Raw genomic sequence first — 22,587 nt, forward strand, 5'->3', positions numbered from 1 at the left:
GGCCCGGGACGCGGCCGGCGGCCGGGTCAGGCCGCGGCCCGGGAGGCCCGGGCGCTCCGGACGGTCCAGGCGACCTGCTTGGTCAGCAGCACCGTCCCGAGCAGCCGTACGCCGACCGACCGGACCCGCTCCGCCGCGCGGTGCAGCTGCTCGGGCGACACCGCCCCCGAGGGCACGGTCAGCACCATCGACCCGCCCGCCGCCATCACCCGGGCGTCGTCGCACACGTCGAGGGCCGGGGCCAGGACCACCACCACGTCGAAGCGCCGCGTGGCCTCCCGCATGACCGCCGCGAAGCGCGTCTCCAGGAGCCGCTCGGTGGGCTCGCCGCCCCACTCGCCCGCCGGCAGCACCCGGAGACCCTCGACCGGTCCCTCGCTGAGCCCGTCGCTCAGGTCGGCCCCGGTCAGCACGTCGTACAGACCGGCTGTGCCGGGCGCGGTGGCGATCGGGCGCCCGTGTTGCGTGCCGAGCCGGCCGTCGACCAGCAGGACCTGGCGACCGGCGACGGCCAGGGACACCGCGAGGTTCGCGCCCAGCCAGACGCTGGCGTCGTCCTGGGTCACCCCGGCGACCACGAGCAGGTCGACCGACTCGGCGCTCGCCTCCGCCTCGAGCGCGATGCGCAGGCGATGGAACGCGCCGGCGGCCGCCGTACCGGGATAGAGCGACGGCAGGCTCGTGGAGTCGCGGGGGCGAGCGACCTTCGCCAGCACCGGCACGCCGGCCGCCGCCTCGGCCTCGCGCTGGTCCGCCACGGTGGCGGTACGACGGTCGCGCAGGAGCGCCGCCCCGATCGCGAGGACGAGGCCGAGCACCCCGGCGATCCCGGCACCGAGCAGCAGGTCCGGGCTCGAGAAGGTGCGGGGCGCGACCGCCGGGTTGCTCACCGTGACGAGGAACGAGCCGGAGGTCGGGTCGTAGTAGGGCAGCGCGTCCGCCACGAGGTTGGCGATCTCGGCCGCGATCTGCGGATCCTCGTCCTGCACCGTGACCCGGACGAGGATCGTGCCCTCCACCCACTGCCCGGTGATCTCGCGCCGCAGCTCCTCGGTCGACCTCTCGACGCTCAGCTGCGAACGGACGTCGTCGACCACGTCACGGGCGTTGGCCAGCTCGGCGATCGTCCCGCGCAGCGAGTCGGGGTCCTCCACCCCCACCGGGTTGGCCGGATCCTCCACGGCGGCGACCGTGGCGGTCGCGGTGTAGGTGCGCGGCGCCGCCCACAGCCCGACGGTCGCGGCGCCTCCGGTGACGAGCAGCACGAGGAGCACGAGGAGCTTGTGCCGCCACACGGTCGCGCCGAATTCGCTCAGGTTCATGTCACTCCACTGCGTGCCGGGGCACGCGCATCGGAGCGTGGGAGGTCGTCCCACGCTCGGTTCTCCTGGGCAGGCGCACCGGGTCACGGGCGCCTCGATCGGTTGTGCTCGTCGTGGGTTCGCGGGTAGCGGTCCGAGATCGGCGGGGAGCGGGACCCGGAAGCGCGACCGGGCGGTCGCCGACCTGCTCAGGCGGCAGCGTGCCGATCATCGGGCGTGTCGCAGGACCGCCTGCGCCGACGGCGTCCGATGGGAGCCACGTGCCGACACGACCGGGGGCGACGTCTCCTGGAGCCACGAGGAGACGGCCGCCGGTCCGGCTGCGGAGGCCGCTGTGGTGGAGCAGGGCGAGGGCCCGGACCAGGGCATGAGCGAACCCGCCGGGTGCCGCCGGTCCGAGCGCCCCACCCCGCGCCCGACCTCGTCGACGAGCTCACCCCCGAGAGCGGCAGCTGCCCCCCGGTGCCCTGATCCCGTCACCTGGTCGAGCGGAACAACCACCCCAGCGGGCGCTGGTCCCCGTTGCTCTGGTGCAGCTCGGACCGGTCGAAGGCGTGCGGAGTGGTCGTCAGCTCCCGGTCCGCCCTCGCCACCGACTCGACGAGCGCTGGCTCCGGCGTCCGGTCGGCGGTGATCTCGGCGAACGCCATCTCCGTGCGTGCCCGCTCCGCGGCGTCTTCGGACTCGACGAACTCGCTCGAGGGCCCCGCGGGCGTCTCGGGCAGCCTGGCCACCGTCTCGGTGCGAAGGTGGGTGAGCGTCCGCTCCACCTCGTCGACCGAGCCCTCGGCCTGCTGGAGGGTCGTCCCGAGACCTCGGACCACCTTCTCCAGGCCGGAGAGCAGCTCCTCGGCCCGGTGCCGCACCCCGTGCAGGCGTTCCCGGTTCTCGGCCTCGAGCTCGGCGAGGAGCTGCTCGCGGGCGGACTCGGCGTCCGCGCTGGCCTGGGTGCGGATCTGCTCGGCCGACTGACGTGCCTGGACGAGGATGCCGTCGGCACGCTCCCGCGCCTCGGCGGTCACCTGGGCCGCGCTCGCCCGGGCCTGTTCGGTGAGCTCGCGGACGAGCTCGTCGGCCTCGGCGACCAGGCGCTCGGCCTGCTGGCCGGCCTCGCGGCGTACGGCGGCCGCCTCGGCCAGGATCGTGTCCGCCTCGTGATGGGATCCGAGCGTCGCTCGGAACGCCTCGGCGCGGTTGCGGGTCTGGTCGGTGGTGGCTTCGTAGGGCACGGCTCGGCCCTCATCTTTTGACACTTGCAGTTCCCCCCTGGGAAGTTCTGTCGCCCTCTGTGTGCCCGAGACAGCGACCCCAGTCCTCTGCTCGGTTTGGGCGGGTTGTAAACGTGCGTCTCAACTTCCCGGCGCGCCCGGACCCCGCGGATGCCTCCGCGTCCCCGCTTCGTACGGCGGTTGCGACGACCCTCCGCGGCCTCTCCCGGGCGCGGGGGCGCCGTGGTCGGCCGGCCGCGCCAGCGCGGCGCACCTCGCGCTGGCGTTCGTCGGCGTCGGCCCACCGGCCGAGGGCCGCGACGGCCCGGCAGCAGCTCTGCTCGCTGTCGGAGTGGGCCGAGGCGACCGAGGCGGGACCGAACGTCGGCCAGGTCGGCGAATCGCCTCGAGCGTCAGGACCCGGGGGGGTCGAGCCCGACCGCCGGCCTACTTCTTGCCGGTCTTCTCCGCGGGCTGGGTGGTCGACAGCGCGGCGATGAAGGCCTCGGGCGGGACCTCGACGGTGCCGATGTTCTTCATCCGCTTCTTGCCGGCCTTCTGCTTCTCCAGCAGCTTGCGCTTGCGGGTGATGTCGCCGCCGTAGCACTTGGCGAGCACGTCCTTGCGGATCGCGCGGATGTTCTCGCGGGCGATCACCCGGGCGCCGATCGCGGCCTGGATCGGCACCTCGAACTGCTGGCGCGGGATCAGCTCCTTCAGCTTGCCGGCCATCATCACGCCGTAGGAGTACGCCGCCTCGCGGTGCACGATCGCCGAGAAGGCGTCGACCGGCTCGCCCTGGAGCAGGATGTCGACCTTCACCAGGTCGGCGGCCTGCTCGCCGGACCGCTCGTAGTCGAGCGAGGCGTAGCCCTTGGTGCGCGACTTCAGCTGGTCGAAGAAGTCGAAGACGATCTCGCCCATCGGCAGCGTGTAGCGCATCTCCACGCGGTCCTCGGAGAGGTAGTCCATCCCCTGCAGGGTGCCGCGCTTGGTCTGGCACAGCTCCATGATCGTGCCGATGTAGTCGCTCGGACTGAGGATCGTGGCCTTGACGACCGGCTCGCGGACCTCGGCGATCTTGCCCTCGGGGTACTCGCTGGGGTTGGTCACCACGAGCTCGGTGCCGTCCTCCATCTGCACCTCGTAGACCACGTTGGGCGCGGTCGAGATGAGGTCGAGGTTGAACTCGCGCTCGAGGCGGTCGCGGGTGATCTCCATGTGGAGCAGCCCGAGGAAGCCGATCCGGAAGCCGAAGCCGAGCGCGCCGGAGGTCTCCGGCTCGAAGGTCAGCGCCGCGTCGTTGAGCTGGAGCCGCTCCAGGGCGTCGCGCAGCGTCGGGTAGTCGTCGCCATCGATCGGGTAGAGCCCGGAGTAGACCATCGGGTTGGGGTGCTTGTAGCCGCCCAGCGCCTCGGTCGCGCCGTGGTGCTGGCTGGTGACCGTGTCGCCGACCCTGGACTGGCGGACGTCCTTCACCCCGGTGATGAGGTAGCCGACCTCGCCGACGCCCAGGTCGCCGGCCTTGACCGGCTCCGGGCTGATCACGCCGACCTCGAGCATCTCGTGCACGGCGCCGGTCGACATCATCTTGATCCGGTCGCGATGGGAGAGCTTGCCGTCGATCACCCGGACGTAGGTGACCACGCCGCGGTAGGTGTCGTAGACGGAGTCGAAGATCAGCGCGCGGGGCGGTGCGTCGGCGTCGCCGACCGGCGGCGGGGTCTCCTTGACGATGTGGTTGAGCAGACCCTCGACGCCCAGACCGGTCTTGGCGCTGACCCGGAGCACGTCCTCGGGCTCGCAGCCGACGAGTCCCGCGAGCTCCGCGGCGTACTTGTCGGGGTTCGCGCCGGGCAGGTCGATCTTGTTGAGCACCGGGATGATGTGCAGGTCGGCGCCCATGGCGAGGTAGAGATTGGCCAGCGTCTGCGCCTCGATGCCCTGCGCGGCGTCGACGAGCAGGACGGCGGCCTCGCAGGCCTCCAGCGACCGGGAGACCTCGTAGGTGAAGTCGACGTGGCCCGGGGTGTCGATCATGTTGAGCACGTAGGTGCCCGGCTCCGCACCCTCGTCGTTGCCGGCCGGCACCGTCCACGGCATCCGCACGGCCTGGCTCTTGATCGTGATGCCGCGCTCGCGCTCGATGTCCATCCGGTCGAGGTACTGCGCCCGCGCGGCCCGCGCGTCGACGACACCGGTCAGCTGCAGCATCCGGTCGGCCAGCGTCGACTTTCCGTGGTCGATGTGGGCGATGATGCAGAAGTTCCGGATGATCGCCGGAGCGGTGCGGCCCGGGGGCGGCGCGGTGTTCGTGGGCACAGACGTCTCTCGTTCGAGTGCTCGGGGACAGCCCGATTCTCCCACACCGTCCAGGCGTTCCCGCCTTCCGCGGCCCCCCGGCGGGACTCACTCGGGGCTGGTCAGCGCCTCCCTCGTCTTGGCGATCGCGAAGCCCCAGCCCTGCGCGAGCGTGGGCTTGGGCGGGATCGCGACCTCGTCGGGGTTCGTGAGCACGTCGAGCAGCACCGGTCCGGGGTGCGCCATCGTCTGGCGGACGGCCTCCTCCAGGTCGTGCGGATCCTCGACCCGGATCCCGCGCATCCCGACCGCCTCGGCCACCCGGGCGAAGTCGGGGTTGTGCAGCACCGTGCCGAACTCCGGCAGGCCGGCCTGCTCCATCTCGAGCTTCACCATGCCGAGCCGGGCGTTGTCGAAGACCACGAGCTTGACCGGGAGGTCGTGGCTGACGGCGGTGAGCAGGTCGCCCATCAGCATCGACAGCCCACCGTCGCCGCAGCACGCGACCACCTGTCGGGACCGGTCGAGCCCGACGGCCCCGAGGGCCTGGGGCATCGCGTTGGCCATCGAGCCCAGGTTGAACGACCCGAGCAGCCGACGCTCGCCGGTCAGCCGGACGAAGCGGGCCAGCCAGGTGGTCGCCATCCCGGTGTCGACGGTGAAGATCGCGTCCGGGGCGGCGTACCGGTCGATCAGTCCGGCGAGCAGCTCGGGCCGCACGCGTCCCCCCGGGTTGTCGACCTTGCCGCGCAGCAGCCCCTTCGGCCTGCGGTCGTACGACGGGTCCAGGAACTGCTGCTGCCGCTCGCGCCAGGCGTCGTACGACGACCGCGCCTGGTCGAGGTGCGCGCCGTCGGGCTTCGGGCCGACCCGGTCGAGCAGGGCCTGGAGGCTCAGGCGCGCGTCCCCGACCACGGCGTGCTCGACGGGGGTACGCCGGCCGACGTGCGACCCGTCGGCGTCGAGCTGCACGGTGACCGTCTCGTGCGGCAGGAACTCGGTGTACGGGAAGTCGGTGCCGACCATCAGCAGCAGGTCGCACCCCTCGAGCGCGACCGCGCTGGCGTGGTTGCCCAGCAGCCCGGACTGGCCGACCTCGAACGGGTTGTCGCGCTCCAGCCCCTCCTTCGCCTTCAAGGTGAGCACCATCGGGGCCTGCAGCCGGTCGGCCAGCGCAAGCACTTCCTGGCGAGCATGACGCGCACCCTGGCCGACGAGCATCGTCACCCGGTCCGCGGCGTCGATCGCCCGGACGGCCTCGTCGACCGACGCCTCCGACGGCGGGGCAGGCGGCTGCTCGACGACGAAGCGCGGGGTGGCCGTGTGCTTCGCGACGTCGAGGCCGCCGACGTCCCCGGGCAGGGTGAGCACCGCGACCCCGCGCTGCTGGAGCGCGGCGTTGCCGGCCTGCTCGACGACCCCGGGCAGCTGGTCGGGGCTGGTCACGGTCGCGCGGAACACCGCGACGTCGGCGAAGAGGGCGTCGTTGTCGACCTCCTGGAAGAAGTCGCTGCCGATGTCCTCGCGGGGCACCTGACCGCAGATCGCCAGCAGCGGGACCTGCGACTTCTTGGCGTCGTAGAGGCCGTTGAGGAGGTGGATGGACCCCGGGCCGACGGTCCCCATGCACACCCCCAGCCGTCCGGTCAGCTGGGCCTGGGCACCGGCGGCGAACGCCGCGACCTCCTCGTGGCGAACCCCCATCCACTCGATCCGGTCCTCGCGCCGGATGGCGTCGGTGACCGGGTTGAGCGCGTCGCCGACGACGCCCCAGACCTGGGTGACTCCGTGCTCGGCCAGGGACTCGATCAGCAGCTCAGCGACGGTGGTCATGCGGCGCCGGTACCCCGCTCGCGACAGGATGTCCCCGTGCCCCCCAGCAATACCCCGCCCGTGCCCGTCGGCCGCACCGCCCGCCGCCTCGAGTGGGCCCACCTGCCGCCCCACGTCCGGGCCCTCGTCGAGGGCGAGTGCGGCTCGCCCGTCATCGAGGCGATCACGCAGGGCGGCGGCTTCACTCCGGGCTTCGCCTCGGTGCTGGTCTGCGCGGACCAGACCCGGCACTTCGTGAAGGCCGCCTCGGCCAAGGCCCAGCGGGCCTTCGCCCTGTCCTACCGCGAGGAGGCCCGCAGACTCGCCGAGCTGCCGGTCGAGGCGCCCGCCCCCCGGCTGCTCTGGGTGCACGACCGCGACGACTGGGTCGTCCTCGGCATCGAGTACGTCGACGCGGCAGCGCCGCGGCGCCCCTGGCGGCTCCCCGAGCTGGAGGCGAGCGCCCGGATGCTCGAGCGGGTCGCCGACACCCTGACGCCACCGCCCGCCGCGATGGCGCTCGACCCGGTCGCCGACGAGCTCGCCGACTGGCCGCGGGCCTGGGACCACGTCCGGACCACCCGCCCGGATCTCCCCCACCTCGAGGAGGCCGCGACCCTGGCCGCCGGCTTCGCGGGGGTGAGCGCCGGCGACACCCTCGTGCACACCGACGTCCGCGACGACAACGTGCTCCTGGCCGCCGACGGGCGGGTGCTGCTCTGCGACTGGAACTGGCCGGCGGTCGGCGCCGCCTGGCTCGACACCGTGCTGCTGATGATCGGCCCGCGCGGCGACGGACTCGACGTCGACGCCCTGCTCGCGCGACTCCCCCTCACCCGCGACGTGCCGGCCGACTCCGTCGACGCCTTCCTCGCCCTGGTCACCGGCTACTTCTGGCGCCAGGGCGACGAGCGGGTGCCGCCAACCTCGCCGTACCTCCGCGACTTCCAGCGCTGGCAGGGCGACGTGGCCTGGGACTGGCTCGCGCAGCGGCGCGGCTGGTCGTGAGCGGCCGGGCACGCCCCCGCCACCGTGCGATTTGGGTGAGCCGCCGCGCCGCTGTTAATCTCGTACGTCGCGTGTCTGGCCGCAGCCTGCGCCGGCCGCACATCACGACTTAGACGTACGACTCAGCACCACGAACGACGGCCCCAGGATCTCCGGGGGGCGAGCATCCACACCTACGACGAAGGCGCAGAAGTGGCGAACATCAAGTCCCAGATCAAGCGGAACAAGCAGAACGAGAAGGCGCACGAGCGCAACAAGGCTGTGAAGACCGGCCTGAAGTCTGCCGTTCGCAAGTTCCGCGAGCTCGCCGAGGGTGGCGACAAGGAGGCCGCGGTCGTGGCCGGCCGTGACGCCACCAAGAAGCTCGACAAGGCCGCCTCCAAGGGCGTCATCCACAAGAACCAGGCCGCGAACCGCAAGTCTGAGATCTCCAAGAAGGTCGCCGCTCTCTGAGCCGCCCTCGCGAAGGCGTCGTCCCCTCGGGGTCGGCGCCTTTTTCGCGTTGACGAGCGCTCGGCCGAGCGCTCGGCTCAGCGCTGGTCGCGCAGGCCGGTGACGGTGAGCACCAACCGCTCGAGGGTGTACGACGGGTCGGTCGCCGCCCCCTTGATGTCGGCGTCGGCCTGGGCCACGGCCCGGATCGCGCGGCCGATGGCGGCGTCGCTCCACCCACGGGACTGGTCGCGCAGGGTCCGCAGCTTCCACGGCGGCACCCCGACCTCGCGGGCCAGGTCGGCCTCGCTCATCCGGCCCGGCGCCGACTTGAACCGCGCGAGCCCGCGGGCGCTGCCCGCGAACGCCGAGGTGACCAGCACCGCGGCCGTGCCGCCCTCCAGCGCCCACCGGAGCTCCTCGAGCGCGGCCTGGCGACGGCCGGCGAACGCCGCGTCGGCGACGGCGAAGGACTTCGCCTCCGCCCGGCCGCCGTAGTACTTCTTGACCTTCTCCACGTCGATGGCGGCGCCGGCGAAGTCGTTGGTCAGCTGGTGGGCCGCGGCCGAGAGTGAGCGGAGGTCCTGGCCGACGGCCTGGACCAGGAAGACCGCGCCCTCCTTGTCGATGCTGGAGCCGTAGCTGCGCACCTCGCTCGCCACGAACGCCGGCAGCTCGGACGTCTTCAGCTCCCCGGACTTGGACTCGGTGACCGCGGGCAGCTTGCGGAGCTTGTTCAGCACGCCGGAGCCCTTCGGGCCGCCACCGTGCACCAGCACCAGGGCGACCTCCTCGGCCGGCGCGGCGGCGTACCCCAGCAGGCCCTCGACCGACTCCTCGGGGAGGTTCTCCAGGGACCGGACGACGACGCAGCGGATGCTGGAGAACAGCGACGGGGCGGCCAGCTCGCCCAGCGTGGCCAGCGACAGGTCGGCCGCGGGGGTCTCGGCCAGCTCGGCCTCGGCGTCGTAGGCGCGGACCGCGGCGCGGACGGCCACGACGGTGCGCTCGTTGAGGAACTCCTCCTTGCCGGTCACCAGGGTGACCCGACCGAGGACGTCTGCTGCTTGAGGACCTCTCACCATGGTGCGCTCAGCCTCCCACAGGCCACCGACCGTGCCGTACGGTCCTCCCGACGCCGAACGGCAGGAGGACGAGCATGGCCCACCAGGCCCTCGCGCCACCGCTGCTGAGCGTGGCCGCGATCCTCGTCGTGACCGACCTGGTCCTGCTCGACCAGGACCGGTGGACCGTGCTCGTCTCCCTCGCCGCCACGGCCGCCCTGCTCGTGACCGCGCGGCGGGCCGGCCTCGGACGGGCCGGACTCGGCCTCGATCCGGCGTGCCTGGGGCGCGGCCTGCTCTGGGGCGCGGTCCCCTCCGCAGTGATCGGGGCGGGGCTGGTGGCCGCGGCCCTGCTCCCTGCGCTGGAGGCCGCGTTCGCGGACGGTCGTACGCCGGACCGGGCGAGCGAGGTCGCGCTCAAGGTCCTCGTCGTGATCCCGCTGCGCACCGTGCTGCTGGAAGAGCTGGCGTTCCGTGGCGTGCTGTGGGGACTGGTGGCCGAGCGTCGGGGCCCGCGCGCCGCGACCTGGTGGTCCTCGGCGGCCTTCGGCCTGTGGCACCTGCCGACGGCGTTCGTCGTCCTCGAGACCAACGACGCACTGCAGACCGCGTCCGAGTCGGTCCTCGGGACGGTGGCGGTGGTCGTCGGGATCGTGGTGGCGACCGGCGCCTCGGGCCTGCTCTTCGCCGAGCTGCGCCGTCGCTCGGGCAGCCTGCTGGCACCGGCCCTGGTGCACTGGACGACGAACGCCGGCGGCACGGTCGTCGGGTTCCTGCTGGGTTGAGGAGAGCCGATCGGCTCAGCTGACGTCGTCGAGCTGCTGGCTCGCGATCTCCTCGGCCAGCCGGTCGGTGTCGGCGTCGTCCCAGCCCGGGGACGGGAGGATCTTCGCCCAGGCGCGGACCGGTTCCTGCCCGAACTGGTGTCCCTGCCCCTGGGGTACGTCGTTGGCCACCATCTGGTCCGCCGCGAGCTGCAGCATCGTGACCACCGGGATCCAGCGGATCTTCGGCGACACGTCCCGACCACGCGGCTCGTCCAGCCAGTCCGGCTTGTGCAGGGCCAGGGACCAGGTCCACCAGGTGATCGGGTCGTTGGCGTGCTGGAGGTACCCGATCCGCGGGCCCGTCCAGGTCGCGTCGGGTCGGTCCCAGTCCTCCTCCTGGTCTCCGAACCGGACGATCTCGCCGCCGCCGTACACCGGCAGCACCTCGGGGGTGCCGCGGTCACGCTCGTCGGTGAACTGCTGCCAGAGCCGGTTGTTCCCGGTCGGACCGACGAACAGCGCGCCGGAGGTCCGCTCCGCCAGGTCCTGGGCGCCGCTGAACGCCGCCTCGCCGCCGAAGGTGCCCAGGCTCTCGCCGCTCACCACCAGCAGCGGCCGGGCGTCCTCGGGCAGCTCCAGCCAGCGGGCGTACACGGCGTCGAAGAGCAGCCGTCCCGCCTCCTGGGCCCGACTGCCGTCGACCAGGAAGGACATCCAGCTGGGCAGGTAGGAGTACTGCATGCTGACCGTGGCCGCGTCACCGTCCCACATGTACTCCAGGGCCCGGGCCTGGTTCTCGTTCACCCAGCCGCGACCGGTCCCCGTGACGACGTTGACGACCTGCCGCTCGAAGCCGCCGGTCAGCTCCAGCTCCTCCACGGCCCGCTGCGCCTCCTCCCGGAGGTCGATCTCCCCGTCGGTGCCGACCCCGACGTAGGCGCGCACCGGCTGCAGCGCCGGGCGGCCCGTGAACGCGGCGATGGTCTCCGCGGTCGGTGCGTTCGCGATGAACACCCGGCCCTGGCGCCCGAGGTCCTCCCACTCCACCGAGGAAGCGGGGCCGGCCGAGAGCGACGGGCTGGTCGGGGCCGGGTGGTCGCTCGCGAACTCGTCGTTGATCGCGATGAAGGTCGAGTCCATCGTGGCGAGCACCCGGGCGGCCACCACGTCGTCCACGACGACCCAGCAGCCCGCCGCGACCACCAGCGCCCCGATCACGGCCGCGACCCGCTGCGGCAGCACGCGCGAGACCTGACGCCCCACGAACCGGCCGACGAGCCGCAGCAGCCGCGCGATCCCCACGACGAGCACGAAGACCACGAGACCGACGCCGAGCAGCACCGGCACATGGGCGGGGTCGACCGACTCCGTGCCGACGCGCTCGCGCAGGTCGTCCTCCCAGCGGACGTACCAGACCAGGCAGATCACCGAGCCCACCACGGCGGCGAGGCCGACGAGCCACCAGGCGATCCGGCGGACGCGGCCCACCAGGCGCAGCCCACAGCTGCGCAGCAGCCACCCGAGCAGGGCGCCCACGGCGTATCCCAGGGCGGCCGCGACCCCGCACACCAGTCCCTGGAACAGCGGGCTCCGGGGCAGCAGGGACGGGGTCAGCGCCAGCCAGAACAAGACGATCGCGCCGGTGGTCGGCGCGATCGGGCATCGGAGTCGGCGCACGGCTCGTCTCAGCATGGACGTGATCCTCGCGTATCTGGCGTCCGTGACTAGTCACCTGACTCGGGTGAACACCTCCTCCCCCTCGACACCGACCACCACGTCACCGCCCTGGTCGGTGCGCAGCACCTCGGTGCCGCCGCGTTCCAGGGGCTCCAGCACGCTCGCCGCCGGGTGGCCGTAGTCGTTGTCGGCGCCGACCGAGACCAGGGCGACGTCGGCCCCGAGCGCGTCGAGGAAGGCCAGGTCCTGGTGACGACTGCCGTGGTGCGGGACCTTCAGTACGTCGACCCGCAGGCCCGGCGTGCTCCGGGCGAGCGCGGCCTGACCGGGCGGCTCGAGGTCGCCGGTGAGCAGGACCCGCAGGCCGCGGACCTCGACGAGGAGCACCACGCTCGCGTCGTTGGCGGCGCTGCCGTCGCCCGGGCCGGCCCGCACCGGTCCGACCGGGCCGAGCACCTGGACGGTCGCCTCGCCGATCGTGCGGGTGCCCGCCAGTGCGGTGCGGACCGGGACCCCGGCCGCGACGGTCGCGTCGCGGACCACGTCCACCCCCGACGGCGGATCGAGCACCGGGCTGGTCTCGACGACGCCGACCATGCGCCCCTCCAGGACGCCGGCGAGGCCGTCGACGTGGTCGGCGTGGAAGTGGGTCAGCACCAGCAGCGGGACCGACGTGACGTGCAGCCGGTCCAGGCAGCCGTCGACCGCAGACGGGTCGGGACCGGCGTCCACGACGATCGCCGTCCCGGTCGCCACCCGCACGGCCAGGGCGTCGCCCTGGCCCACGTCGCAGGCCACCACCGCCCAGTCCTCGGGCGGCCAGCCCGGGGTCGGCAGCCGGACGGCGACCGCGAGCACCATGGTCGCGGCGCACGCCAGTCCGGCCGAGCGGTGCCGGAGCACCCGCGGCGCGACCAGCGCCACCACGACCGTGAGCAGCGTCAGCCCGACCAGCGGCAGCACGCCGGTCCCCCAGTCCATCGCCGCGGCGGGCAGGTCCGCGCCCCGGCGGGCGACCAGCACGATCCACGCGACGCACCAGGCCGCGAGGGTGCCCAGCAGCCGCGCGAGCGGGTCGGACACCAGTCCGACCAGCCCACCGAGGAGACCGAGCACGGTCGCCGGCCCGACGACCGGGGCGACCAGCAGGTTGGTCGCCACCGCGACGAGGCTGACCTGACCGGAGATCGCCGCGACCAGCGGCGTGCACGCGAGCTGGGCGGCCGCCGGCACCGCGACCGCCTCCGCCAGCGACCGCGGCAGCCAGCGGGCCAGCGCGTCGCGCCAGCCCGGAGCCAGGACCAGGATCCCGCCGGTGGCCAGCACGGACAGCGCGAAGCCGATCGAGACCGCGAGTGCGGGCTGCGCGAGCAGCAGGACCGTCACGGCGACCCCCAACGCCCGGAACCCCCGCCGGCGACCGTCGACGCCCATGCCCACCAGGCCGACCGTGCCCATCGCGGCCGCGCGGACGACGCTCGGCTCGGTGCGGGCGAGCAGCACGAAGCCGCAGATCCCGGCCGCGCCCACGAGGTACAGCCAGCGGCCGCGCACGCCGACCCACCGGCACACCACCAGCAGGAACCCCACCACCAGGGTCAGGTTGGTGCCCGACACGGCCAGCAGGTGGGTCAGCCCGGTGGCCCGGAAGTCGTCGGCCAGCGCGGGGTCGAGTCCCCCGTCGTCGCCGTCGACCAGCGCGGGCACCAGCGCCCGCTGGTCCGCGGGTCGGTGGGCCACCGCGTCCCGGATCGAGCTCCGCACCCGGTCGGCCGCCCGCCACCACAGGTCGGGATCGGCGAGCACGACCGGGTCACCGGCGGCGCCGAGGACCGCAGCGGCGTCGCCGTCGTCGGACGGCGACAGCCGGCCCGTCGTGCGCACCGTCGCCCCGAGCGGGACCGAGCGCCAGGCCTCGTCCCCCAGCACCACGACCGGCGTCGCCAGGGAGTACGACGCACCGCGCCCCGTCACCCGCCGGACCTCCAGGCGCAGCAGGATCCGGTCGGCGTACTGCCCGGGGACGACCCGCGGGTCGGACGTCACCGTCGCCTCCAGGGTCGCCACAGCGCCGTCGGCGGCCAGCCGCGCCACCGGGTTGCCGGTGACCTGCTCGGTGCGGACCAACGCGGCCCAGGCGACCGCGGCAGCGACGAGGAGCACCGCCGCCGCCGTCAGGGCCGCCCGTCGGCCGCGTCGCCGGGCCAGGACCGGGAGCGCCGCCAGCATCGCCGCGGCCGTGCCCGCGGCGGCCGGCCAGCTCCCCAGCTGGCCGAGGAGCGCACCCAGCCACGCGGCCAGGGCGAGCAACGGCATCCGGAGGTCCGGCGGCTCCCGGGCCTCGACGGGGTCGAGCCGCACCTCACACCGTGACGTGCGGCGTGATCGTCGCGAGGGTCTTGTCGCCGATGCCGTCGATCTCGAGCAGCTCCTGGACCGCGGTGAAGCCGCCGTGCTCGTCGCGCCAGGTCACGATGGCCTGGGCCGTGACCGGCCCGACCTCGGGCAGCAGCTCCAGCTCGGTCACCGTCGCGGTGTTCAGGTTGACCAGGGCGCCGGCCGCCGGGGCACCGGCTCCCGGCGCCGCGGCAGCGCCCGCGGGCCGCGCGGGCTCGCCCACCAGGATCTGCTCGCCGTCGATCAGCACCCGGGCCAGGTTGATCGAGGACAGGTCGACCCCGCGCCGCGCTCCCCCGGCGGCCTGCACGGCGTCGACGACCCGGGCGCCGACGTCGAGGACGGCGATGCCCGGTCGCCGGACCTTGCCCGCCACGTCGACCGTCACCGTGCCGGCGGCCGGGACTGCGCCGCCCGATGCCGGTGCGCCCCCGGTCGGGGTCCCCGTCGCCGGCGGCTCCAGCGCGGCGGGCGCCGCGACCGGGTCACCCCCGGCGGCGGCTTCGAGGCCGGCCGGGCCGGGCTCCGCGTCCCCGCGCACCACCCACCAGCAGGTGACCGCCAGCCCGAGCGCCACCAGCACCGCCACCACGGCCACGTGGGCCGGCCCGAGCCCGACAGACCCGCGGAGCGTCTCGGGCAACAGCCCCGCGACGATCCGCCCGGGCGCGAGCCGGCGCCGCGCGGCGTGCCGGCCGGGCAGCGGCAGCTCCGGCGCGAGCGCCTCCGGGCCAGTCTCCGGGCCAGTCTCCGGGCCAGGGCCAGGGGCCGACTCGGGGACCGGCTCCGCCGGCCTCGACCACGCCACCCGGGTGTGGTCGGCCCACCACTCGTCGGGCTCCTCGAACGCCGCCACCGGCTCGGGCCCCTCCGCCGGCCACGGGTCCGGCTCGGGACGGGAGGTGGCCAGCTCGGCGCTCAGCTGCGCCAGCCGTCGGGCGACGGCCTCCTGGTGCTCGGGGCTCGTGCGGCGGGTGCGCATGAGAAGAACCTAGGAAGACCTGCGCCGCACCGCAGCCCGGCAACGGCGATCTGTGGAGAACCCGCGCGGGCCGGGACGACGTGGACGGTTGGTGGGTCTTCGAGGCTCGCTGCGCTCGGACCTGACCCCGCATTCGACTGAACCGGCGTCGAGCCTCAGGTCAGCCGGGGGGCGACGCAGACCGCGATCATGCCCGGCCCCACGTGAGCACCGAGGACCGCGCCGAGCTCGCCGCACCAGATCGGGCGGTCACCCTCGGGCCCGGCGAGGTTGGGGGCGAGTCGGCCGGCGAGCCGCTCGACGAGCTGCTCGGCCCGCTCCGCGTTGGCGAGGTGCCCCACCCAGACGTCGACCTGGGCCTCCCCGGCTGCGGCGACGGCGATCTCCTCCAGCCGGGCGAGGGCCCGCCCGGAGGTCCGCACCCGCTCCAGCGAGGCGACCTTGCCGTCCGCGATCTGCAGCAGCGGCTTGACCGCCAGCGCCCCGCCGAAGAGGGCGGCCGCGGGACCGATCCGGCCACCGCGGCGGAGGTACTCGAGGGTGTCCACGTAGAAGAGCGAGACGGAGGCGGCGGCCCGGGCCCGAGCGGCCTCGGCCGCCTCGTCGGCACTGCCCCCGGCGGCGAGCACGTCCGCCGCGGCGAGCGCGGCGTACCCGGTCGCGACCCCGACCTGACGGCTGTCGACGGTCACCACGCGGACCGGGGCGTTCCGCGCGGCCAGCTGGGCGGACTCGTAGGTGCCGCTCATGTCCCCCGAGAGGTGCACGGAGACGATCTCGGTGGCGCCCTCGCGGGCGGCCCGCTCGTAGACCCGGCGCATCACCGCGGGCGAGGGCCGCGAGGTGCTGACCGGCGTCCAGGCCCAGAGCGCCTCGGCCAGCCGCTCCGGGGCCACCTCCGCGGAGCCCTCGTCGTGGATCTCGGCACCGATCACGACCTGGAGGGGTACGACGATGATCCCGCGCTCGGCCGCCACCTCCACGGGGAGGCTGGCGGTCGAGTCGGTGACGATCACGACCGGCATGCGCGCACCCTAGACCACCCGACGAGCACGGGTCAGACCACGACGTTGACCAGCTTGGGCGCGCGCACGATCACCTTGCGGACCGGCTTCGCGTCGATGGCGCGTACGACGCCCGGATCGGCCATCGCCAGCGCCTCCAGGTCGGCCTCGGAGATGTCGGGCGCGACCTCCAGCCGCGCTCGCACCTTGCCCTGGACCTGGACGACGGCGGTCACCGAGTCCTCGACCAGCAGCGCCGGGTCGACCACGGGCCAGCCCGCCCGGGCGACGGTGGGCTCGTGGCCCAGCCGCTCCCACATCTCCTCGGCGGTGTACGGCGCCACCAGCGACAGCAGGATCGCCACCGCCTCGGCAGCCTCGCGCACCGCCGGGTCGGCCGGACCGCAGCCGGAGTCGATCGCCTTGCGGGTGGCGTTCACCAGCTCCATGGTCCGCGCGACCACCACGTTGAACCGGTGCGCCTCGATGAGCTGCTCGACCTCGTGCAGCGTCTTGTGGGTCACCCGGCGCAGGGCCAGGTCACCGGACTCGACCGCGCCGGGCGAGGAGGTGACGTCGCCGGACAGCCGCCAGGCGCGCTGCAGGAACTTCACCGCACCACCGGGCGACATGTCGGCCCAGTCGATGTCGTCCTCCGGCGGGCCGGCGAAGACCATGGTCAGCCGGACGGCGTCCACGCCGAACCGGTCGATCATCTCGCCCAGGTTGACGCCGTTGCCCAGCGACTTCGACATCGCCTTGCCCTGGTTGATCACCTGGCCCTGGTTCAGCAGCGCGGTGAACGGCTCGACGAAGTCGATCATGCCCATGTCGTGCAGCACCTTGGTGAAGAACCGGCTGTACAGCAGGTGCAGGATCGCGTGCTCAACGCCGCCGACGTACTGCGCGACCGGCATCCACTCGCGCACGGCCTCCTCGTCGAAGGGGCCCTGGGTGTACTCCGGGGAGACGTAGCGCAGGAAGTACCACGACGAGTCGACGAAGGTGTCCATCGTGTCGCTGTCCCGCTTGGCGGGGCCGCCGCACTGGGGGCAGTCGACGTTGACCCAGTCCTCGGCCGCGGCCAGCGGGGAGGTGCCCTTCGGCTTCAGGTCGGCGCCCTTGAGGTTGTCGGGCAGCCGGACCGGCAGCTGGTCGTCGGGCACGGCGACCTCGCCGCAGTCGGCGCAGTGGATGATCGGGATCGGCGCGCCCCAGAAGCGCTGCCGGCTCAGCAGCCAGTCGCGCAGCCGGAAGTTGACCGTGCCGGTGCCCCGGCCGTCGGCCTCCAGCTGCTCGATGATCCGGCCGATGCCGGCCACCTTGTCCGACATCCCGTCCAGCGGGCCGGAGCTGACGTAGGTGCCGTCGCCGGTGGTCGCGACGTACGTCTCCTCGGGGTTGTCCTCCCCCGTGTCCACGACGCGGCGCACCGGCAGCCCGAACGCCTTCGCGAAGTCCAGGTCGCGCTGGTCGTGGGCGGGCACGGCCATGATCGCGCCGGTGCCGTAGTCGGCCAGCACGTAGTCGGAGGCCCACACCGGCATCTGCTCGCCGGTGACCGGGTTGGTCGCGGTGACGCCCAGGTCGACGCCGCTCTTGGGCCGATCGGTGGCCAGCCTGTCGATGTCGGTGGCCTTCCGGACGCCTTCGAGGTACGACGCCAGCGCGTCCGCCTGCTCGGGCGCGACGATGTCGGCGGCCAGCTTCGCGTCGGCCGCGACGACCATGAAGGTGGCGCCGTACAGCGTGTCGGGGCGGGTCGTGAACACGGTGACCGTGCGCGTCTCGCCGGAGGACAGCGCGATGTCGAAGTCGACGTGCGCACCCTCGGAGCGGCCGATCCAGTTGCGCTGCATGGCCAGCACCCGGTCCGGCCAGGTGTCGGCCAGGGCGTCCATGTCGTCCAGCAGCCGCTGGGCGTAGTCGGTGACCTTGAAGTACCACTGGTTCAGCTCGCGCTTGGTCACCTCGGCACCGCAGCGCTCGCACATCCCCTGCACGACCTGCTCGTTGGCCAGCACCGTCTGGTCGTTGGGGCACCAGTTGACGGGGCTGTTCTTGCGGTAGGCCAGCCCGCGCTCGCGGAACCTCAGGAACAGCCACTGGGTCCAGGTGTAGTACTCCGGGTCGGAGGTGTGCAGCCGGCGCGACCAGTCGAAGGAGACGGCGTAGCGGCGGAACGACTCGGCCTGGGTCTCGATGTTGGCGTAGGTGTAGGTCGAGGGGTGCTCGTCGTTGCGGATCGCGGCGTTCTCGGCCGGCAGGCCGAAGGAGTCCCAGCCGATGGGGTTCAGGACGTCGTACCCCCGCTGCCACCAGTAGCGCGCGATCACGTCGTGCAGCGCCATCACCTCGGCGTGACCCATGTGCAGGTCGCCGGAGGGGTAGGGGAACATCGTCAGCGCGTAGCGCTTCTCGGCCCCCTCGGGCGCCGACCCCGCGCGGAACGAGTCGAGGCGGTCCCAGACCGGCCGCCACTTCTCCTGTACGGCGGCGGCGTCGTAGGTCTGCTCGGCGTTGCTCTGCTCGGCGACCGGGGTCTGCTCGCTCATCATCTGTCTCTCTCGCAGTCGGGGACGGGTCTGCTCCGGGCACAAAAAAGCCCCTCGGGCACGAGGGGCAGCCGCGTCGAGTGGTGCTCGGCGCGGCTAGGTAAGGAGCAGGGTCCTGCGCATGCCGCCAGGATACCGGACCGGGCCCGGGGGTCCGAGCCGACGGCTCACCCGGTGCGGCGCTCGACCACGAACGGGCAGGCGAACGGGTCCCGGTCGCCCAGCCCGACGCGGTTCAGGTGACGCACGACGATGACGTAGGACTCGACGATCCCGGCCTCGGTGTAGGGCACGTCGTGCTCCGCGCAGTAGCGCCGCACGATCGGCCGGGCCCGGCGCAGGCTCATGCTCGGCATGCTGGGGAAGAGGTGGTGCTCGACCTGCAGGTTGAGCCCGCCCATCGCCCAGTCCACGAGCCGGCCGCCGCGGACGTTGCGCGAGGTCAGCACCTGCCGGCTGAGGAAGTCCAGCCGGGAGTCGCGCGGGACCAGCGGCATCCCCTTGTGGTTGGGGGCGAAGCTGGCGCCCATGTAGACGCCGAACACCGCGAGCTCGACGGCCAGGAACGCCAGGCCGAGGCCGGGACCGAGGACGACGACGAGCAGCGTCGGCCAGCCCAGCAGGCGTACGGCGAGCAGCGCGATCTCGGTGCGCCGGTGCGCGAGCGGTGCGCGGCCGAGCACGGTGCGGACCGCGCCGACGTGCAGGTTCAGGCCCTCCAGGGTCAGCAGCGGGAAGAACAGCGTGCCCTGCCGGGCGGCCAGCCAGCCGGCGACGCCCTGCCGGCGAGCGGCGTCCTCGGGCGTCCAGAGCAGGACGCCGGGACCGACGTCGTCGTCCGAGCCGATCTTGTTCGGGTTGGCGTGGTGCCGGGTGTGCTTGCGCATCCACCAGCCGTGGCTGAGCCCGACGACGAGGTCGCCCAGGATCCGCGCCGCCCAGTCGTTGGCGCGCCCGGACGAGAACACCTGGCGGTGTGCCCCGTCGTGGCACAGGAACGCGGTCTGCGTGAACAGCACCCCGAACAGGGCGGCGACGCCGAGCTGCCACCAGCTCTCGCCGAGCGTCAGCAGCAGCGCCGTGGCGACGGCGAAGGCCGCGACCAGGGCGACCAGTCGGCCGGCGTACGCGTAGGGCCGACGGTCGAGCAGCCCCGCGGCCCGGACCTCGCGCGCCAGGTCGGTGTAGAGGCTCACCTGGCGTGCCGCCGCCGGTGGGAGGGAGCCGCTCGTCGTCGTCATGGCCGCGAGGCTAGGCACCCGCAGCATCCGACCGCGTCCCCCGGCAGAGCCACCCGACCCCCTACCGGAGTAGGGGGTCACTCCTGCGGGGCGACCAGGCCCGACTCGTAGGCGAGCACCACCGCCTGGGCGCGGTCGCGCAGGTCGAGCTTGGCGAAGATCCTGCTCACGTGGGTCTTGACCGTCTGCTCGGCCAGCACCAGGTCGACCGCGATCTCCGCGTTGGAGCGACCCGCGGCGAGCAGCACCAGCACCTCCCGCTCGCGCTCGGTCAGTCGGCGCAGCCGGGGGTCCTGACGGCGCCGGCGGGGCGACCCCGTGACCAACCGCTCGATCACCTGCCGCGTCACCGCCGGCGACAGCAGGGCGTCGCCGCCCGCCACGACCCGGACCGCGTCGGCCAGCTCGGCGGGTGAGGCGTCCTTGAGCAGGAACCCGCTGGCGCCGGCCCGCAGCGACTCGATGACGTAGTCGTCGGCGTCGAAGGTGGTGAGCATGACGACGCGAACGCCGGCGTTCGCCGGGTCGCGCAGGATCTGGCGCAGCGCCTCGATCCCGTCGAGCACCGGCATCCGGACGTCCATCAGCACCAGGTCCGGCTGCACCCGTCGTACGACGGTCACCGCGGCAGCGCCGTCGGCCGCCGTGGCCACGACCGCGATGTCGGGCTCGGCGCCGAGCAGGGCGGCGAAGCCGGCCCGCACCATCTCCTGGTCGTCGACCACGACGACCCGGATGCTCATGCCTCGCCCCCGGGCGGGCGGTGCAGCGGCAGCCAGGCGCTCACGACGAACGAGCCCGGCTCCAGCTCGCCGGTCCGGACCCGGCCGCCGACGGCCGCGGCCCGTTCCCGCATGCCCACCAGGCCGTGCCCGGGGGCCGCGGTCCCGAGCGGCCCGTCGAGGGTGTTCGTCACGGTGAGCGCGAGCCCGCCGCCCTCGAGGCGGGCCTTCACCTCGGCCGGATGGCCCACCGCGTGCCGGCGGGCGTTGCTGAGCGCCTCCTGGACGATCCGGTAGGCGCTCGCGCCCACCTCCTCGTCCACAACCGTCCGGGCGGGCAGCGACCAGTCGTCGCGGATCTCCTCCCCCGCCTCGCGCACGCTCGCCAGCAGCTCCGGGACCTGATCGAGGCCCGGCACCGGCCGGCGGCCGGACTGTCCCGGCTCGGTCCGCAACACGGTCAGCACGCCGCGCATCTGCGAGAGCGCCTCCGCGGCCCGCACGGCGATCTCCTCGAACTCGGCCGCGGCCGCGGTGGGCAGCCCGGGCATCCGGTGCGCCGCGGACCGGGCCTGGACGGTGATCAGCGACATGTTGTGGGCGATCACGTCGTGCAGCTCCCGGGCCACCCGGGCCTTCTCCTCGACGACCAGTCGCCGGGCCTGCTCCTCGGCGCTGATCACCCGCTCCTGACGCAGGGCGTCGGCGATCGCGGTGAGCCGCGAGCCGCCGACGCCGAGTGCGACGGCCACCACCCCGAGCGAGGCGAACAGCACCACGTTGGCCAGCGAGTCCGGACCGTGCCGCCAGGGCAGGCCGACGAGGGCGAGGACGACGCCCAGCAGCACCGAGGCGCCCAGGCAGCCCACCGCCACCGGCCGGTCGTCGACCATCGCCAGCACCACCAGCACGAGCAGCTGGGTGAGCAGCGGGGCCACCGCCCAGGGCCACTGCCCGCTCGCGTCCTGCATCGTGACGAGCATCTGCGCGGCCGCGGCCAGGAGAGCGAGCGCCGCGCCCGACAGCGGCCGTCCCAGGGCGATCGGCGCCGCGGCACCGTGCGCCAGGGCCAGGCCGATCGCCAGACCCCAGGCGACGTCGTGCCCGGTGACGAGCAGGGGCGCCTGGACACACACGAGCGCGACGGCGGCCAGCAGCACCGCGAGCCGCCCGCTGGTCCGCCAGGTCACCGGCACCGGGTGCTCCTCTCCGCGGCCGCGCCGCTGACCTCCACCGTAGTGCTCGGCAACGGCGGTGGGGCGCGCTTAGAGTGGCGAGGGTGACCGACACCCTCCTTCCCGACCTGTTCCGTCTCGACGGCAAGGTCGTCGTCGTCACCGGAGCCTCCAGCGGTCTCGGCGTGGCCTTCGCGCAGGGCTTCGCGGAGGCGGGCGCCGACGTGGTGCTGGGCGCGCGCCGCGTCGACCGGCTCGCCGAGACCGCCGCCCTCGTCGAGGCCGCCGGCCGCAAGGCGCTCTCGGTGCAGACCGACGTCGCCGACCCCGAGGCGTGCACGAACCTCGTCGCGCTGGCGATGGAGGAGTTCGGCCACGTCGACGTGCTCGTCAACAACGCCGGCATCGGTACGGCGGTCCCCGCCACCCGCGAGACCCCCGAGCAGTTCCGCCAGGTCATCGACGTCAACCTCAACGGCTGCTACTGGATGGCCCAGGCCTGCGGCCGCGTCATGCAGCCCGGGTCGGCCATCATCAACATCTCCTCGGTCCTCGCCCTCACCACCGCGGGCCTGCCGCAGGCGGCGTACGCCGCGTCCAAGGCCGGGCTGATCGGCCTGACCCGCGACCTGGCCCAGCAGTGGACCGGGCGCAAGGGCATCCGGGTCAACGCGATCGCGCCGGGGTTCTTCACCTCCGAGATGACCGAGCAGTACCCGCCCGGCTACCTCGAGTCCCAGAGCCCGCGCACGCCGGCCGGCCGCAAGGGCGACCCGCGCGAGCTCGCCGCGACCGCGGTCTTCCTCGCCTCCCCCGCGGGCGGCTACATCACCGGCCAGACCCTCGCCGTCGACGGCGGCCTGACGATCACCTGACCCGAGCCGGTCTGTAACGCTCGCGGCCGCGCGGACCAAGTAGGG

General features: G+C 73.7%; 17 protein-coding genes. 4 read left to right on the forward strand and 13 right to left on the reverse strand.

Annotated features, from left to right (window positions below):
- Positions 1–26 precede the first annotated feature (26 nt).
- The 4 genes from MUB56_RS22110 to MUB56_RS22125 all read right to left on the reverse strand — a co-directional run bounded on the left by MUB56_RS22110 (position 27) and on the right by MUB56_RS22125 (position 6,664).
- Complete coding sequence (locus tag MUB56_RS22110; protein WP_244929168.1) at positions 27–1,322, reverse strand: Wzz/FepE/Etk N-terminal domain-containing protein; 1,296 nt, start codon at positions 1,320–1,322, stop codon at positions 27–29.
- Between the two features lie 476 nt (positions 1,323–1,798).
- Entirely contained in the window at positions 1,799–2,551 is a 753-nt protein-coding gene (locus MUB56_RS22115) for an ATP synthase F0 subunit B (RefSeq protein ID WP_244929169.1), read from the reverse strand.
- 426 nt (positions 2,552–2,977) lie between these two features.
- Positions 2,978–4,852 (reverse strand): translation elongation factor 4, encoded by a 1,875-nt coding sequence (gene lepA, locus MUB56_RS22120; protein WP_244929170.1) that lies wholly within the window; start codon positions 4,850–4,852, stop codon positions 2,978–2,980.
- Between the two features lie 87 nt (positions 4,853–4,939).
- On the reverse strand, positions 4,940–6,664 hold the full coding sequence (locus tag MUB56_RS22125) for a thiamine pyrophosphate-dependent enzyme (RefSeq protein ID WP_244929171.1): 1,725 nt from the start codon (positions 6,662–6,664) through the stop codon (positions 4,940–4,942).
- 36 nt (positions 6,665–6,700) lie between these two features.
- Here MUB56_RS22125 and MUB56_RS22130 point away from each other — a divergent pair, with 36 nt between their 5' ends.
- Positions 6,701–7,651 (forward strand): hypothetical protein, encoded by a 951-nt coding sequence (locus MUB56_RS22130; RefSeq protein ID WP_244929172.1) that lies wholly within the window; start codon positions 6,701–6,703, stop codon positions 7,649–7,651.
- Between the two features lie 192 nt (positions 7,652–7,843).
- Entirely contained in the window at positions 7,844–8,104 is a 261-nt protein-coding gene (rpsT, locus tag MUB56_RS22135; RefSeq protein WP_244929173.1) for a 30S ribosomal protein S20, read from the forward strand.
- A gap of 77 nt (positions 8,105–8,181) precedes the next feature.
- Here the strand turns inward: rpsT and holA are convergent, their stop codons facing one another.
- A complete protein-coding gene (holA, locus tag MUB56_RS22140; protein ID WP_244929174.1) occupies positions 8,182–9,168 on the reverse strand; it encodes a DNA polymerase III subunit delta in 987 nt (328 codons plus the stop codon).
- A 74-nt stretch (positions 9,169–9,242) separates the two neighbouring features.
- Between holA and MUB56_RS22145 the strand changes: the two genes are divergently transcribed.
- Positions 9,243–9,932 carry a CPBP family intramembrane glutamic endopeptidase gene (locus MUB56_RS22145; RefSeq protein WP_244929175.1) on the forward strand — a complete coding sequence of 230 codons (690 nt, stop codon included), beginning with the start codon at positions 9,243–9,245 and terminating at the stop codon, positions 9,930–9,932.
- Positions 9,933–9,947: 15 nt separating this feature from the next.
- Here MUB56_RS22145 and MUB56_RS22150 read toward each other — a convergent pair whose 3' ends face one another.
- From MUB56_RS22150 to MUB56_RS22185, 8 genes are all read right to left on the reverse strand, one after another.
- The gene (locus MUB56_RS22150; RefSeq protein WP_244929176.1) at positions 9,948–11,606 is read right to left on the reverse strand and encodes an alpha/beta-hydrolase family protein; all 1,659 of its coding nucleotides are present in this window, start codon (positions 11,604–11,606) and stop codon (positions 9,948–9,950) included.
- Positions 11,607–11,642: 36 nt separating this feature from the next.
- Positions 11,643–13,952 carry a ComEC/Rec2 family competence protein gene (locus tag MUB56_RS22155; RefSeq protein WP_244929177.1) on the reverse strand — a complete coding sequence of 770 codons (2,310 nt, stop codon included), beginning with the start codon at positions 13,950–13,952 and terminating at the stop codon, positions 11,643–11,645.
- Between the two features lies 1 nt (position 13,953).
- Positions 13,954–14,970, reverse strand: coding sequence for a helix-hairpin-helix domain-containing protein (locus tag MUB56_RS22160; RefSeq protein ID WP_244929178.1), 1,017 nt, complete (start codon positions 14,968–14,970; stop codon positions 13,954–13,956).
- A 155-nt stretch (positions 14,971–15,125) separates the two neighbouring features.
- Entirely contained in the window at positions 15,126–15,995 is an 870-nt protein-coding gene (locus MUB56_RS22165) for a DegV family protein (RefSeq protein WP_244929179.1), read from the reverse strand.
- Positions 15,996–16,027: 32 nt separating this feature from the next.
- On the reverse strand, positions 16,028–18,529 hold the full coding sequence (gene leuS / locus MUB56_RS22170) for a leucine--tRNA ligase (RefSeq protein ID WP_244929180.1): 2,502 nt from the start codon (positions 18,527–18,529) through the stop codon (positions 16,028–16,030).
- A gap of 167 nt (positions 18,530–18,696) precedes the next feature.
- Positions 18,697–19,770, reverse strand: coding sequence for an acyl-CoA desaturase (locus tag MUB56_RS22175; protein ID WP_244929181.1), 1,074 nt, complete (start codon positions 19,768–19,770; stop codon positions 18,697–18,699).
- A 77-nt stretch (positions 19,771–19,847) separates the two neighbouring features.
- Entirely contained in the window at positions 19,848–20,513 is a 666-nt protein-coding gene (locus tag MUB56_RS22180; protein WP_244929182.1) for a response regulator transcription factor, read from the reverse strand.
- Entirely contained in the window at positions 20,510–21,688 is a 1,179-nt protein-coding gene (locus tag MUB56_RS22185) for a histidine kinase (protein WP_244929183.1), read from the reverse strand. Before MUB56_RS22185 ends, MUB56_RS22180 begins: the two co-directional genes overlap by 4 nt.
- An 83-nt stretch (positions 21,689–21,771) precedes the next feature.
- On the opposite strand from MUB56_RS22185, the gene MUB56_RS22190 reads away from it, so the two are divergent.
- Positions 21,772–22,542: a 3-oxoacyl-ACP reductase family protein gene (locus tag MUB56_RS22190; RefSeq protein WP_244929184.1), complete on the forward strand. Its 771-nt coding sequence runs from the start codon at positions 21,772–21,774 to the stop codon at positions 22,540–22,542.
- Positions 22,543–22,587 lie beyond the last annotated feature (45 nt).

It is taken from the genome of Nocardioides sp. W7 (assembly GCF_022919075.1).
Classification (GTDB): domain Bacteria; phylum Actinomycetota; class Actinomycetes; order Propionibacteriales; family Nocardioidaceae; genus Nocardioides.

What these genes read in the sequence shown, in the direction of transcription:
- MUB56_RS22110 (WP_244929168.1), bottom strand. Translation starts at nt 1,322, where the DNA reads ATGAACCTGAGCGAATTCGGCGCGACCGTGTGGCGGCACAAGCTCCTC.
- MUB56_RS22125 (WP_244929171.1), bottom strand. Translation starts at nt 6,664, where the DNA reads ATGACCACCGTCGCTGAGCTGCTGATCGAGTCCCTGGCCGAGCACGGA.
- holA (WP_244929174.1), bottom strand. Translation starts at nt 9,168, where the DNA reads ATGGTGAGAGGTCCTCAAGCAGCAGACGTCCTCGGTCGGGTCACCCTG.
- MUB56_RS22145 (WP_244929175.1), top strand. Translation starts at nt 9,243, where the DNA reads ATGGCCCACCAGGCCCTCGCGCCACCGCTGCTGAGCGTGGCCGCGATC.
- MUB56_RS22150 (WP_244929176.1), bottom strand. Translation starts at nt 11,606, where the DNA reads ATGCTGAGACGAGCCGTGCGCCGACTCCGATGCCCGATCGCGCCGACC.
- MUB56_RS22160 (WP_244929178.1), bottom strand. Translation starts at nt 14,970, where the DNA reads ATGCGCACCCGCCGCACGAGCCCCGAGCACCAGGAGGCCGTCGCCCGA.
- MUB56_RS22165 (WP_244929179.1), bottom strand. Translation starts at nt 15,995, where the DNA reads ATGCCGGTCGTGATCGTCACCGACTCGACCGCCAGCCTCCCCGTGGAG.
- leuS (WP_244929180.1), bottom strand. Translation starts at nt 18,529, where the DNA reads ATGAGCGAGCAGACCCCGGTCGCCGAGCAGAGCAACGCCGAGCAGACC.
- MUB56_RS22175 (WP_244929181.1), bottom strand. Translation starts at nt 19,770, where the DNA reads ATGACGACGACGAGCGGCTCCCTCCCACCGGCGGCGGCACGCCAGGTG.
- MUB56_RS22180 (WP_244929182.1), bottom strand. Translation starts at nt 20,513, where the DNA reads ATGAGCATCCGGGTCGTCGTGGTCGACGACCAGGAGATGGTGCGGGCC.